The following is a 14,267-nucleotide window of genomic DNA, read 5'->3' on the forward strand; positions in this document are numbered from 1 at the left end:
ACGTACAGATAAGATCCGCGCAATAAGAAAGATGAACAGGAAATGTAGCGATAAGGTGGATCCGTTTCGGTTCTCATGCCTTGCTTGTTTCGTTACGGTCTGTCTGACGGCAGATTTGAGTAAGCCCGTCTTTGCTGAGCGCTATTTCAACCCGGCATTGCTGGAGCTTGACGGCCCATCGCAGGGTAAAACTGATATCTCTCTTTTTGAAAAAGGAGGGCAGTCGCCCGGAACATATCGCGTTGACGTCTGGCTGAATCAGCAGATGGTGGATTCCCGCGACGTGGAGTTCAAACTGGTTGAAAGCGCTGACGGCAAGAAGGTTCTGCAACCCTGTCTGTCAGCATCCATGCTTGAGAGCTATGGTGTAAAACAGGCGTTATTAACCGGTATTTCCGCCACAGAAACTTGCGTGAATTTATCGGTTATCGAGCAGGCTTCCAGCGATTTTGACTTCGCTCGCCAGCGTCTGAGCCTGAGTTTTCCTCAGGCATCTCTGGATGTTCATGCCAGGGGTTATGTCTCGCCAGACCGCTGGGACCAGGGCATTAATGCGCTATTGCTGAATTACAGTTTTTCCGGCGCGCAGAACCATGCGTTTAACGCAACCGGTGAAGATAACGACAATCAGTATCTTAACCTGCGACCCGGTTTCAACATTGGCGCGTGGCGCTTGCGTAACTATTCCACCTGGTCGCGTGACAGCAATGGTCAGTCAAATTGGGATTCTGTTTATACCTTGTTGCAACGCGATATCCTTGCCTTGCACGGGCAGATGACGCTGGGGGACAGTAACTCGTCTTCAGACGTCTTCGACAGTGTGCCATTTCGCGGGGCGCAAATCGCCTCGGACGATGAAATGCTGCCAGACAGTCTGCGCGGTTATGCGCCAATCGTGAAAGGGATCGCCCGTACCAACGCAGAAGTCACGGTTCGCCAGAACGGTTACGTCATCTATCAAACGTCGGTCGCACCGGGTGCGTTTGAAATTACCGATATGTACCCCACCGGCAGCAGCGGCGATCTCGACGTCACCATAAAAGAGACGGATGGCAGTGAACAGCATCTGATACTGCCTTACGCCAGCCTGCCCGTTTTGCAACGTGAAGGCCAGTTAAAGTACAGCGTGACGGGCGGCGGTTATCGGGCTTATGACGGTGATATCAATAAGACGCAGTTTATCCAGAGTACGGCAATTTATGGTCTGCCGTGGAACACAACGGTCTATGGCGGCCTGCAGTCAGCCGGGGATAAATACAGCGCACTTGCAATGGGGATGGGGCTCAACCTCGGTATCGTCGGCGCGTTATCGGCGGATGTCACTGTGGCGAAATCATCGCCTATGAATGAGGACACCAGGCACGGTCAGTCCTGGCGATTTCGCTATAGCAAAAACATGGTGGAAACGGGAACCAACTTTGCGATTGCCGGCTACCGCTATTCTACCAGCGGCTATTACGGCATGCAGGAACTGCTGGATACCTGGCGAAACGATGACAGCTATACCGCGCCTGACCGCCGTCGTAATCGTTTTGAAATCTCGATGAACCAGAACTTGTGGCAAGACGCCGGTGCTCTCTCGTTGAGCCTGGTGAAAGAGGATTACTGGAGTACCGATCGCGATATGCGCTCCATGACGGCTGCTTATAACAACAACTGGCGTGGGACCAGCTATTCACTGAGTTATAGCTATAACCGCAACACCACGTCGGAAGATAACGATAAGGTTTATCAGTCAGATCAAATTTTGTCTCTGAATATCAGTATACCTCTCGACAAGTTTATGCCGGATACGTGGGCCAGTTATGGCATGAATACCCGACGCAACGGCGGTACGACCCACAGTGCAGGTCTTAATGGCTCAGCGCTGGAAGACAAAAACCTGAACTGGAGCGTTCAGGAAGGTTACAGCACCGACCAAACGGGCACTATCGGTAATGTCAATCTGGACTACAAAGGCTCACGCGGAAATATTTCCGCGGGCTATGGCTATGACAACGACTATCAACGCCTCAATTACAGCGCGCAGGGCGGCATTGTGCTGCATGGCGATGGTATTACATTCTCACAACCGCTGGGCGATACGGTCGCGCTGGTGAAAGCCCCGGGCGCAGGCGGCGTCAAAGTGGAGAATCAGACCGGGGTGCGAACGGATCCCCGTGGCTATACCACGCTACCGTACCTCAGCGTCTATCGGGAAAACCACATCGACCTGGAAGGCGAGAGCCTGCCGGATAATGTCGATCTGTCATTGACCTCAAAAACCGTAGTGCCTACCCGTGGTGCAGTGGTTCGGGCCAACTTCGACACTCATATCGGTGCCAGAGCGTTAATCACTCTCATGAAAACGGATCATCAGCCAGTACCCTTCGGTGCAATCGTATCGGCAGGCTCAGATAAAGAGAGGATCGCTGCCGCCATGGTCGGTGACGATGGGCAAGTATATGTGACGGGATTAACGCCGCAGGGCGATCTCCAGGTGCAATGGGGGCGACTGGACGGGCAACATTGCCGTATTCATTACCAGTTGCCAGCAGTGGATCCCAAAAGTGGCATTGTGATGTTAAGCGGCGTATGTCGTTAAGAAACATTATCGATTTCAGGAAAATATGATGAAGAAAATCACAGTATTAATTGTTACTGCATCGCTTTTCACTCTACCAGTGCTCGCCAACACTACCACCATTAATATTACCGGCAAGGTAGTCGCGTCTCCGTGCTCGCTAAGTCAGGAAGGGGCGCTGTCAGTCGATCTGGGGCAGAGCCTGCAGGCGAAAGATCTTGAAACAGCCGGTACAGGTTCAACCTGGGTTCCCTTTACGCTGGGCCTGGTGAGTTGCCCGACGGGTACAACCTCCGTGAAGGCCACGTTCTCCGGCACCCCGGACACCAGTGATGCAACCCGATTGTATAAAAATAGCGGTACAGCGGGGAATATTGCTTTGGAATTGCAGGACAATAAAAATACGCCGCTGGGCAATGGCTCTACCTTAACGGGAACCATTGATACCTCTCATGCCTACACTTATAACCTCAAAGCACGGGCGTTCACCGCGCAGGGTGGAACGACGCCAGGCACCATTGCTTCTGAGGTGATGGTGGCGTTTACTTATAATTAACCCGCAGGTCAGTCATCATGATGTACGGTAAATTCGGGGCGTTGGGGGCTTTATTATTGGTTTCCGGCTATGTTCATGCGGGCTACACAACGGTAACGAATGTGGAAAAACAAACGGTTGGCTACGATCTGAGCGCTATCTCGATACCTGATCAGCCGGGAGGAGCCAGTGCCTGGAAGGAAAACAACTCGTTATCGGTGGTTTATGATTGCGGGGCCAATGGCTCTGTGACCTATTCTCTGAATGTGGCTGGAGTACAAATCGACAATAAGACCTGGAAAACCAGTAATGAGGGCGTGGGGATACGTTACAAACTGGAAGGCGCTTACGATTTTTTCCCCTCCGTAGAAACTTACCCTTACACAACGAAACAACCAACATGCAAAGAGGGGAAAGAAACAACTACATACGTTCACGTCAGATATCAGTTGGTGCGATTAGCCGCACATGTACCGGCTGGCGGTGTCGGACCACTGCCGAATGTTACTGTTAATGTGAATAACGATGATCCTGCCGCGAAGGATTTCAGTCAGCTTTTCTTAAGCGGGATTGCGAAAAATATTAAAGTGAACGGATGCGCTATTGACGCGCCATCGCAGGTTACCCTGCCCGATCTCTATACTGCCGATCTGTTGGCTGGCGTGAACCTGCAAACCACACGGATTCCGATCACCCTGAAAAACTGTCCGGGGGCTGTGAATAACATTACCTATAAATTCTCGCCTGCTAATGGCACGATGAGTTATGCCAATGGCGAGATGAAGACGGCACCGGGTTCTGCGCGAGGCATTTATTTGAGATTAACGAAAGAGAATGGACAACCCTATTCACTGAATGGCATTTTTGCCATCGATCATTATCAGGGAAGTGGTGATTACTCATTGCCTGCCAACATCTCTTATTATATTCACTCGGTGAATGATGTAAGACCTGGGCCAGTCAACGAGGCCATAACCTTGACGGTGGATTATAACTGATCCTCTTCGTGCTGCCCGTATTAGCCGCCCGATTATTTCGACGATGCCGCTGATAAACGCGAAACGGCGGCGTTATTTCGCGGCGTAATCATCGCGATGACCAGCTACCTCATCGCCTTTAGCCCATACGCCTGGAGCCAGCCAGGCCATCCCCTTCTGTTATTCCCCCTGCGTTTGTTAATGCCTTATAGCTTTTCATGCTTGAAAATCACCAAATGGTATATAAAACCGTTACAGCCTGACCCTCAGTTATAAATACACTGTGTGATATTGAGCGGCATTTATCAGCGTCGCATATCGGTTCACTCACCTAAGGCTAAGCATGAAAACACTCGGATTTACAGGCGGCGTGCTGAAAGGTTCCGTGGCGGCATTGCTGCTGGCCAGCGGAGCGGCTTCGGCGACTGAATTGCTCAACAGTTCTTATGATGTGTCCCGTGAACTTTTTGCTGCACTGAACCCGCCATTTCAGAAACAGTGGGCTGATCAAAACAACGGTGACAAACTCGATATCAAGCAGTCGCATGCCGGTTCTTCCAAGCAGGCACTGGCGATTTTGCAAGGTCTGAAAGCGGATGTGGTCACTTACAATCAGGTGACCGATGTGCAGATTTTGCATGACCGCGGCAACCTGATCCCTGCCGGCTGGCAAAGTCGCCTGCCGAACAATAGTTCGCCGTTTTATTCCACCATGGCGTTTCTGGTGCGCAAGGGCAATCCAAAGAACATTCACAGCTGGGACGATTTAGCGCGTCCGGGCGTCAGCCTGGTGTTCCCGAATCCCAAAACCTCCGGCAATGGCCGTTATACCTACCTGGGTGCCTGGGGCGCGTTCAATCTGGAAGACAATAAAAACCAGACGCAAACCCGCGAGAAGATGGCGAGTTTCCTGAAAAACGTGCAGGTGTTTGACACCGGCGGCCGTGGGGCGACGACCACCTTTGTGGAGCGCGGACTGGGTGATGTGCTGATCAGTTTCGAATCTGAAGTGAACAATATCCGCAAACAGTACGGTGATGATCAATACGAAGTGATTGTGCCGAAAGTGGACATTCTGGCGGAGTTCCCGGTGGCCTGGGTGGACAAAAACGTCGAGAAAAATGGCACTGAAAAAGCCGCAAAAGATTATCTGAATTATTTGTGGAGTCCGCAGGCGCAGAAAATCATTACCAGTTTTAACTACCGCGTGTATGACAAAACGGCGATGGCAGCGGCGAAAGGGCAGTTCCCGGATACCAAACTGTTCAAAGTTGAAGAGCAGTTCGGTGGCTGGCCACAAGTGATGGAAACCCATTTCAGTACCGGCGGTGAGCTGGACAAACTGTTAGAGCAAGGTCACAAGTAATGTTGTTGTCGAGCAAACGCGTATTACCCGGATTCACCCTGAGCCTCGGCAGCAGCCTGCTGTTCGTCTGCCTGGTGTTGCTGCTGCCGCTGAGTGCGCTGGTGATGCAGTTGTCACAAATGACGCTGGCGCAATACTGGGATGTGATCACCAACGGTCAGGTTGTTGCGGCCTATAAAGTGACACTGCTGGCGGCAGGTGTGGCGAGTATTTTTAACTGTTTCTTCGGCATGCTGATGGCGTGGATCCTGACCCGTTACGAATTTCCCGGCAAAAGCCTGGTGGACGGGCTGATGGATTTGCCGTTCGCATTGCCGACGGCCGTGGCCGGCTTAACGCTGGCCGGCCTGTTTTCTACCACCGGGTTTTACGGTCAGTGGCTGGCGCATTTTGATATCAAAGTGGCTTACACCTGGCTCGGTATTGCGGTGGCAATGGCCTTTACCAGCATCCCGTTTGTGGTGCGTACCGTGCAACCGGTGCTGGAAGAATTAGGTCCGGAATATGAAGAAGCCGCTGAAACGCTGGGCGCTTCGCGCTGGCAGAGTTTCCGTCGCGTGGTATTGCCGGAAGTCATGCCTTCTTTGATGGCGGGCACTGCGCTGTCCTTTACCCGCAGCCTGGGCGAATTCGGTGCGGTGATTTTCATCGCCGGTAACATCGCCTGGAAAACTGAAGTGACCTCGCTGATGATTTTCATCCGCTTGCAGGAATTTGATTATCCGGCAGCCAGCGCGATTGCGTCGGTAATTCTGGCCGCATCGCTGCTGTTGCTGTTCGCGATTAACACCTTACAGAGCCGTTATGGCCGTCGTCTGGGAGGCCAGTAATGTCTGATATTCCGGCTTTTGCAGGCGAAAAACGCCAGCGCATCGACTGGGTGAAATGGTCGCTGATCGGCACCGGTTTACTGATTTGTATTCTGCTGCTGGTAATCCCAATGATTAGCATTTTTGTGCTGGCATTTTCCGACGGGATTGCCGCAGTGTGGAAGAACCTGTCGGATTCCGACATGTTGCATTCCATCTGGCTGACCGTGCTGATGGCGCTGATCACCGTGCCGGTGAACCTGATTTTCGGCACGTTGCTGGCCTGGCTGGTGGCGCGCTTTAATTTCCCGGGGCGTCAGCTGTTACTGACGCTGATCGACATCCCGTTCGCGGTTTCGCCCGTGGTTGCCGGTCTGTTGTATCTGCTGTTTTACGGCACCAACGGCCCGATTGGCGGCTGGCTGGATGCGCATAATATTCAGTTCATGTTTGCCTGGCCGGGCATGGTGATGGTGACCGTTTTCGTCACCTGTCCGTTTGTGATCCGTGAGCTGGTGCCGGTGATGCTGAGCCAGGGCAGCCATGAAGATGAAGCCGCGGTGTTACTGGGCGCTTCAGGCTGGCAGATGTTCCGCCGTGTGACCTTGCCGAATATCCGCTGGGCATTACTGTACGGCGTGGTGCTGACCAATGCCCGCGCGATCGGGGAGTTTGGTGCGGTTTCTGTCGTTTCCGGTTCTATCCGCGGCGAAACTTACACGCTGCCATTACAAGTTGAATTACTGCATCAGGACTACAACACCGCAGGCGCGTTTACTGCCGCTGCGCTGCTGACCCTGATGGCGATTGTCACACTGTTTCTGAAAAGCGGCCTGCAATGGCGTCTGAAACGCCATAACGACCGTCTTGAGCGGGAGGAAAGTCATGAGCATTGAAATTAACGGTATCAACAAATATTTTGGCCGCACCAAGGTGCTCAATGATATCTCGCTCGATATTGCTTCCGGAGAGATGGTGGCGCTGCTCGGGCCTTCCGGTTCCGGTAAAACCACGCTGCTGCGAATTATCGCCGGGCTGGAAAACCAGAGTGCCGGTCACCTGAGTTTTCACGGCAAAGACGTGACGCGTCTGCACGCCCGTGACCGTCAGGTCGGGTTTGTATTCCAGCATTACGCGCTCTTCCGCCATATGACGGTGTTCGACAACATCGCCTTTGGCCTGACTGTACTGCCGCGTCGTGAGCGTCCGAACGGCGAAGCAATAAAACAGAAAGTCACTAAATTGCTGGAGATGGTGCAGTTAGCCCATCTGGCAAACCGTTATCCGGCACAGCTTTCTGGTGGTCAGAAACAGCGTGTGGCACTGGCCCGTGCGCTGGCGGTTGAACCGCAAATTCTGCTGCTTGATGAGCCTTTCGGGGCGCTGGATGCACAGGTGCGTAAAGAGCTGCGCCGCTGGCTGCGTCAGTTGCATGAAGAACTGAAATTCACCAGCGTGTTCGTGACCCACGATCAGGAAGAAGCGATGGAAGTCGCGGACCGCGTGGTCGTCATGAGCCAGGGGAATATCGAGCAGGTGGGCGCGCCGGAAGAAATCTGGCGTGAACCGGCAACCCGCTTCGTGCTGGAGTTTATGGGTGAAGTGAATAAAATCGGCGGTGAAATTCGCGGTTCTCAGTTGTATGTCGGCGCGCATCACTGGCCGCTGGAGAACCCGCCACTGCATCAGGGGGCGGTAGATTTGTTCCTGCGCCCGTGGGAAATGGAAATTACCGCCCACAGCACTGCGCGCTGCCCGTTGCCGGTAAAAGTGCTGGAGGTCAGCCCGCGCGGTCATTTCTGGCAGCTTATCGTGCAGGCGGATGGCTGGCACGAAGAACCGCTTTCAGTGGTACTTTCTGAAACCCACGGTAATAACGCACCTCAGCGCGGCGATCGTTTTTATGTCGGCGGGCTGAATGGTCGCCTGTATGCCGGGGATCAACAGCTACAACCCGTTGCGTTAGCGAAGAGCGCCTGATATTTTTTAATCAGCGTGTTTCTCAGGGCGGTCTCCGAGCCGCCCTTTTTATCGTCTGATATCTGTTTATGTGTTTTTTATCAGTTAATATACCTTTTTAATATAAGGCAAGCCCGTGAGTACGCTCGAACACTACATCGGTAATACACCTCTGGTGAGATTACAGCGTCTGACTGAGGGACTCGACAGCGAGATCTGGGTCAAACTGGAAGGCAATAACCCCGCGGGCTCAGTGAAAGACCGTGCAGCGCTGTTCATGATTGAGCAGGCGGAAAAGCGTGGTGAAATTCATCCGGGTGATACGCTGATTGAAGCCACCAGTGGTAATACCGGTATTGCGCTGGCGATGATTGCGGCACTGAAAGGCTATAAGCTGAAATTGCTGATGCCGGAAAATATGAGCCTCGAGCGTCAGGCATCAATGCGTGCTTACGGCGCTGAATTATTGCTGGTCAGCCGCGCGCAGGGGATGGAAGGTGCGAGGGATCTGGCACAGGAAATGGAACAGCAGGGGCAGGGGAAGGTGCTGGATCAGTTCAATAATCCCGACAACCCGCTCGCACACTTTACGACCACCGGCCCGGAAATCTGGCAGCAGACGCACGGGCGTATTACGCATTTTGTGTCAAGCATGGGGACTACCGGCACCATCACGGGCGTCAGTCGCTTTCTGCGCAGTCAGCATGCGGGTGTGCAAATTGTCGGGTTGCAACCTTCTGAAGGCAGCAGCATTCCGGGTATCCGCCGCTGGCCGCAGGAATATCTGCCAGGCATTTTCAACCCTGAGCTGGTCGATGAAGTGATGGATATGGGGCAGAGCGAAGCGGAAGACACCATGCGCGCTCTGGCGCGGGAAGAAGGTATCTTCTGTGGCGTGAGTTCCGGCGGCGCTGTTGCGGGCGCATTGCGTGTCGCCCGAAACCATTCCGGCAGTGTGATTGTAGCGATTGTCTGCGATCGCGGTGACCGTTACCTTTCGACCGGTGTATTTTCTGATTAAGAACTCGCGGCGATATACGCGGTCACATTATAAAGGCAGGCCTTCGCGCCTGCCTTTTGCTTTCTGATTGACGCTAACAGATTGATTTTAATCTTCTATAATAGAAATAGTGTCAAACATGACAACTTTGTTCCTTACACTGCGCTTTCAGCGATATGAAATTCTGTCAGAGACTGTGTAAAAAAAGAGTAAAAGCGGCTGCGTAATGCAGGGTTAGTGGTAAAAATGACCAAAATTTTAGCCAGGCGGAAATAAAGAATGAAAATTTTATTAGTCGATGACGATCTCGAATTAGGGACCATGCTCAGCGAATATCTGATTGCAGAGGGTTTTGACGCTTCTCTGGTGCTGACCGGTAAAGCGGGCGTGGAAGGGGCGATGTCTGGCGAATATACCGCGATGATCCTCGACATTATGCTGCCGGATATGAGCGGTATTGATGTTCTGCGTCAGGTGCGTAAAAACAGCCGTCTGCCGATCATCATGCTGACCGCTAAGGGCGACAACATCGACCGCGTTATCGGCCTGGAAATGGGTGCCGATGATTACATGCCTAAACCTTGTTATCCGCGTGAACTGGTTGCGCGTCTGCGTGCGGTATTGCGCCGTGTGGAAGAGCAGCAGGAATCGCACTCTGATTCTTCATCCGTGAACTACGGTGACCTGACGCTGAATCCGGCTACCCGCAGCAGCGAATGGCGCGGGATTCCTTTTGACCTGACGGCTTCTGAATTCAATCTGCTGGAGCTGTTACTGCGGTCTCCTGAACGCGTGGTATCAAAAGACGAGTTGTCAGAAAAAGGCCTCGGGCGTCCGCGTGAAGCTTATGATCGCAGTATTGATGTTCACATCAGTAATATCCGGCAGAAACTGGGGTCACTGGAAGGTGGCGATATCCTGACTATAGAAACGGTGCGCAGCATTGGCTATCGCATACGCTAAACGACTGCGCGGAAAACTGTTCTGGAAAATCCTGCTGGGATTCTGGTTCACGTTTGTGGCGATCACTCAGGGACTCTGGGTGGTTTTTGCTTTTTATAATCCGCACGAACCGCCGGAAAGCGGCATTGCGCGGCGCTTTGTAAAACTGCAAATTACCTCAGCGGTGTCGACGCTGCACAGCGGCGGTATGCCAGCGCTTAACGCGATGATGGCCGACTGGCCGGACGATGACCGGCAGTTTTTCTCCGTAACACCGTCGTTGTTGCCCGCGACAGGCAATACGATTAAGGATCTGGAACCCGGTAAAATCCCCCATGAAGTCGTGCAGTTTGTGCAGGGGCCGGACGGGCAGGGCTACCGGTTGAAATATGATGTGGACGGGCTGATGCATGAATATCGCCCGAGACGTCACCGGGACTGGCTGAATATGCCCCCGCCATTGCTATGGCTGGGCGGACTGGGCGGATTGCTGTTCAGTGCGATGCTGGCATGGAACCTGACCCGACCTATGCTGCAAATGCGTAAAGCTTTCGGGCGGGTAGCGCAGGGCGATTTATCGGTACGATTGTTTACCAGCATGGGCAAGCGGCACGATGAGCTGTCAGAAGTGGCTCGCGACTTCGACTCCATGGCCGAACGTTTGCAGGTTCTGGTGAAGGCGCGTGAAGAACTTCTGCATGACGTTTCTCACGAGCTGCGTTCTCCACTGGCGCGTTTACAACTGGCTATCGGCCTGGCGCGGCAGAATCCTTCAAATGTTGAAAGCTCGCTGAGTCGCATTGAACATGAAGCGGGACGTCTGGACAAGATGATCGGGGAACTGCTGGCGCTGTCGCGAACTGAAAGCAGTGAAATACCGGATGAAGAATACTTCGACCTGTACGGGCTGGTAGAAGCGGTGGTGAACGATGCGCGCTATGAGGCGCAGTTGCCGGGCGTCGAGATTGTGCTCTATCCCGAATCAGCGGATGACCTGGATTATACCGTGAAAGGCAACGCAGAGCTGATGCGACGCGCTATCGATAACGTGGTACGTAATGCGCTGCGTTTTTCAGCGCGCGGGCAAACTATCCGCGTTTCTCTGGCGCAGGTTGAAGAGTATTTGCAGATTGAAGTGGCCGATCAGGGGCCGGGTGTGGAAGAAGATAAGTTGTCGAGCATCTTCGACCCGTTTGTGCGAGTGAAATCGCCGCTGTCAGGCAAAGGCTATGGTCTTGGGCTGGCCATCACCCGCAAAGTGATGCTGGCGCATGAAGGTAAAGTGGATGCCCGTAATGCGCAGCCACATGGCTTAATCATCAGCCTTCAAGTCCCGCACTGGAAATCCGCTTCATAATTCGGGCCGCAGAGGCGTCGGCTACTCTCAGCCACCTCAGGTTTACAGACAATAAAAAAACGGCGCTGATTAGGCGCCGTTTTTAACTTCTTGCATTACAACTCGCTGAGCGAATTACTTCTTGATGCGGATGATTGGGGTTTCGCCCACAGTCACGCTACCAGTCAGTTTAATCAGCTCTTTGATCTCATCCATGTTAGAGATGACAACCGGAGTCAGGGTAGACTTCGCTTTCTCTTCCAGCAGAGGCAGATCAAACTCGATAACCAAATCGCCTTTCTTAACACGTTGACCTTCTTCAGCGATGCGTTTGAAGCCTTCGCCTTTCAGTTCAACGGTGTCGATACCGAAGTGCACGAATAACTCAATGCCACTGTCGGATTCGATTGAGAAAGCATGGTTAGTTTCGAAGATTTTACCGATAGTGCCGTCAACCGGAGCAACCATTTTGTTGCCAGATGGTTTGATAGCAATACCGTCACCCACGATTTTCTCAGCGAAAACAACGTCAGGCACATCTTCAATGTTGACAATCTCACCAGAGATCGGCGCTACGATTTCAATAGTGCCAACGTCTTTTTTATCATCAGAAACCAATGATTTCAGTTTATCGAACAAACCCATGATCTTCTCCTAAGCATTAATTTGGGCAGCTATACCAGCATCGCGCAATTAGCAGAGTGTTTTTTCTTCAATGAACTTGTTAACCAGGTTCATCAACTCTTGCGCCGTAGGTTGGGCCAGGGCCTGATCTGCCAGCGCTTTCACATCTTCGAAGTTTGTATTGCGAATAATTTTCTTGATGCGTGGGATAGAGATAGCGCTCATGCTGAACTCATCTAACCCCATGCCCAATAGAAGAAGTGTAGCACGTTCGTCACCGGCTAGCTCGCCGCACATCCCTGTCCATTTACCGGCAGCATGAGATGCGTCAATAACTTGCTTAATTAAACCAAGTACTGACGGAGACATTGGGTTGTAAAGATGAGAAATCAGTTCGTTACCGCGATCCACAGCCAAAGTATACTGGGTAAGATCGTTTGTACCAATACTGAAGAAATCGACTTCTTTTGCCAGGTGATGAGCAATCACTGCAGCAGCCGGCGTTTCAACCATCACGCCAACTTCGATAGTTTCATCGAATGCCTGGCCTTTTTCACGCAACTCAGCTTTCAGCATTTCCAGTTCTGCTTTCAGTTCACGCACTTCTTCAACAGAAATGATCATCGGGAACATAATGCGCAGTTTACCGAATGCAGAAGCACGCAGTATACCTTTCAACTGGTCGTGAAGAATTTCTTTACGGTCCAGACAGATACGGATTGCACGCCAGCCCAGGAACGGGTTTTCTTCTTTTGGCAGGTTCATGTACGGCAGGTCTTTGTCACCGCCGATGTCCATGGTACGGACGATAACTGCCTGGGAGCCCATCGCTTCAGCAACGGCTTTATAGGCCTGGAATTGCTCTTCTTCGGTAGGCAGGCTGTCACGGTCCATGAACAGGAATTCTGTACGATACAGGCCGACACCTTCAGCGCCATTGCGCTCTGCACCGGCGACGTCGCGCACGGTACCGATGTTGGCACAAACTTCCACCTGATGACCATCCAGCGTGATTGCTGGCAAATCTTTCAGTTTAGTCAGTTCGTCTTTTTCTGAGATGTACTGGTTCTGAACGGCTTTCAGCTCGTCAATAACGTCTGCTGTCGGGTTGACATAGATTTTATTGTTCACAGCGTCGAGGATCAGATAGTCATCGTTTTTGACTTGTTTGGTCACATCGCTGGTACCTACGATTGCAGGTAATTCCAGGGAACGCGCCATGATTGAGGTGTGAGAAGTACGACCACCCAAATCAGTGATGAAGCCCAGAACCTTATTCAGGTTCAGCTGTGCAGTTTCTGACGGTGTCAGATCGGTAGCAACCAGGATAACTTCGTCCTGGATGGAACTCAGATCAACGATGGTCATGTCGAGAATGTTGCGCAGAAGACGTTTACCGATATCACGCACGTCAGCCGCACGTTCTTTCAGGTATTCATCATCAAGCTCTTCCAGGGCTTTCGCCTGGCCTTCAATGACAGAGAAAGCAGCAGCGTCAGCAGAAGCATGCTCGTCTTTGATAAGGGCTATGATTTCCTGTTCAAGCTCTTCGTCTTCCAACAACATGATGTGGCCTTCGAAGATGGCTTCTTTCTCTTCACCGAAGGTTTCACCGGCTTTGGTCTTGATCACTTCCAGCTGAGCTGAGGCTTTCGCACGGCCAGCGAGGAAACGTTCAACTTCCTGATCAACTTGCTCAGGAGAGATTTTTTTCCGGTTGATGACAATTTCATCTTCTTTCAACAGAAGTGCTTTGCCGAAAGCGATACCGGGAGATACTAAAATGCCTGAAATCATAACCCTACCTTTCTCTTGACTGGTTTAAACGATATAAGAGCGGCTGAGTGTTACTCGAGCTCTGCCATCAGTTTTACCAAGTGTTCAACGGCTTTCTGCTCGTCTTCACCTTCAGCTGAGAGGGTCACAACGGTACCTTGGGTCAGGCCCAGAGTTTGCAGTTTAAACAGGCTTTTAGCACTGGCGCTTTTGCCGTTTGACGTCACAGTGATATCAGAAGCGAAACCTTTAGCTTCTTTCACGAACTGTGCAGCAGGGCGAGTGTGCAGACCATTAGGAGCGGTAATAGTAACTTCTTGCTGGAACATTGTTGTTTCCCCAACTTATTAAAGTAATGTTGTGGAGCTAAAGTTTAGCTT

At 52.0% G+C, this 14,267-nt stretch carries 13 protein-coding genes; 10 read left to right on the forward strand and 3 right to left on the reverse strand.

Going from position 1 to position 14,267, the window contains the following annotated elements:
- The first annotated feature begins 31 nt into the window (after positions 1-31).
- The 10 genes from J1778_RS18520 (at position 32) to J1778_RS18565 (ending at position 11,508) form a co-directional block, all read left to right on the forward strand.
- Positions 32-2,584: a fimbria/pilus outer membrane usher protein gene (locus J1778_RS18520; RefSeq protein WP_420804089.1), complete on the forward strand. Its 2,553-nt coding sequence runs from the start codon at positions 32-34 to the stop codon at positions 2,582-2,584.
- 28 nt (positions 2,585-2,612) lie between these two features.
- Positions 2,613-3,119, forward strand: a complete 507-nt coding sequence (locus tag J1778_RS18525; RefSeq protein ID WP_238484790.1) for a fimbrial protein — start codon at positions 2,613-2,615, stop codon at positions 3,117-3,119.
- A gap of 17 nt (positions 3,120-3,136) precedes the next feature.
- The gene (locus tag J1778_RS18530; RefSeq protein ID WP_217174410.1) at positions 3,137-4,096 is read left to right on the forward strand and encodes a fimbrial protein; all 960 of its coding nucleotides are present in this window, start codon (positions 3,137-3,139) and stop codon (positions 4,094-4,096) included.
- A 322-nt stretch (positions 4,097-4,418) separates the two neighbouring features.
- Positions 4,419-5,441 carry a thiosulfate ABC transporter substrate-binding protein CysP gene (cysP, locus tag J1778_RS18535; protein WP_217174411.1) on the forward strand — a complete coding sequence of 341 codons (1,023 nt, stop codon included), beginning with the start codon at positions 4,419-4,421 and terminating at the stop codon, positions 5,439-5,441.
- Positions 5,441-6,271: a sulfate/thiosulfate ABC transporter permease CysT gene (gene cysT, locus J1778_RS18540; RefSeq protein WP_112290699.1), complete on the forward strand. Its 831-nt coding sequence runs from the start codon at positions 5,441-5,443 to the stop codon at positions 6,269-6,271. The genes cysP and cysT overlap by 1 nt, the downstream gene beginning before the upstream one ends.
- Positions 6,271-7,146: a sulfate/thiosulfate ABC transporter permease CysW gene (gene cysW, locus J1778_RS18545; RefSeq protein ID WP_112290701.1), complete on the forward strand. Its 876-nt coding sequence runs from the start codon at positions 6,271-6,273 to the stop codon at positions 7,144-7,146. Before cysT ends, cysW begins: the two co-directional genes overlap by 1 nt.
- Positions 7,136-8,230, forward strand: a complete 1,095-nt coding sequence (gene cysA, locus J1778_RS18550) for a sulfate/thiosulfate ABC transporter ATP-binding protein CysA (protein ID WP_217174412.1) — start codon at positions 7,136-7,138, stop codon at positions 8,228-8,230. The genes cysW and cysA overlap by 11 nt, the downstream gene beginning before the upstream one ends.
- Before the next feature lie 115 nt (positions 8,231-8,345).
- A complete protein-coding gene (gene cysM / locus J1778_RS18555; RefSeq protein WP_217174413.1) occupies positions 8,346-9,230 on the forward strand; it encodes a cysteine synthase CysM in 885 nt (294 codons plus the stop codon).
- 258 nt (positions 9,231-9,488) lie between these two features.
- Positions 9,489-10,172, forward strand: a complete 684-nt coding sequence (locus tag J1778_RS18560) for a response regulator transcription factor (protein ID WP_217174414.1) — start codon at positions 9,489-9,491, stop codon at positions 10,170-10,172.
- Positions 10,153-11,508, forward strand: coding sequence for a HAMP domain-containing sensor histidine kinase (locus tag J1778_RS18565; protein ID WP_217174415.1), 1,356 nt, complete (start codon positions 10,153-10,155; stop codon positions 11,506-11,508). Before J1778_RS18560 ends, J1778_RS18565 begins: the two co-directional genes overlap by 20 nt.
- Positions 11,509-11,622: 114 nt before the next feature.
- On the opposite strand, the gene crr is transcribed toward J1778_RS18565, so the two are convergent.
- The 3 genes from crr to ptsH are packed head-to-tail and all read right to left on the reverse strand — an operon-like array spanning position 11,623 to position 14,216.
- Positions 11,623-12,132 carry a PTS glucose transporter subunit IIA gene (gene crr / locus J1778_RS18570; protein ID WP_112290707.1) on the reverse strand — a complete coding sequence of 170 codons (510 nt, stop codon included), beginning with the start codon at positions 12,130-12,132 and terminating at the stop codon, positions 11,623-11,625.
- A 48-nt stretch (positions 12,133-12,180) separates the two neighbouring features.
- Positions 12,181-13,908 carry a phosphoenolpyruvate-protein phosphotransferase PtsI gene (gene ptsI, locus J1778_RS18575; RefSeq protein WP_217174416.1) on the reverse strand — a complete coding sequence of 576 codons (1,728 nt, stop codon included), beginning with the start codon at positions 13,906-13,908 and terminating at the stop codon, positions 12,181-12,183.
- Between the two features lie 50 nt (positions 13,909-13,958).
- Complete coding sequence (gene ptsH, locus J1778_RS18580) at positions 13,959-14,216, reverse strand: phosphocarrier protein Hpr (RefSeq protein WP_013574433.1); 258 nt, start codon at positions 14,214-14,216, stop codon at positions 13,959-13,961.
- Positions 14,217-14,267: the final 51 nt, after the last annotated feature.

The organism is Rahnella bonaserana (assembly GCF_019049675.1).
GTDB classification, from domain to species: domain Bacteria; phylum Pseudomonadota; class Gammaproteobacteria; order Enterobacterales; family Enterobacteriaceae; genus Rahnella; species Rahnella bonaserana.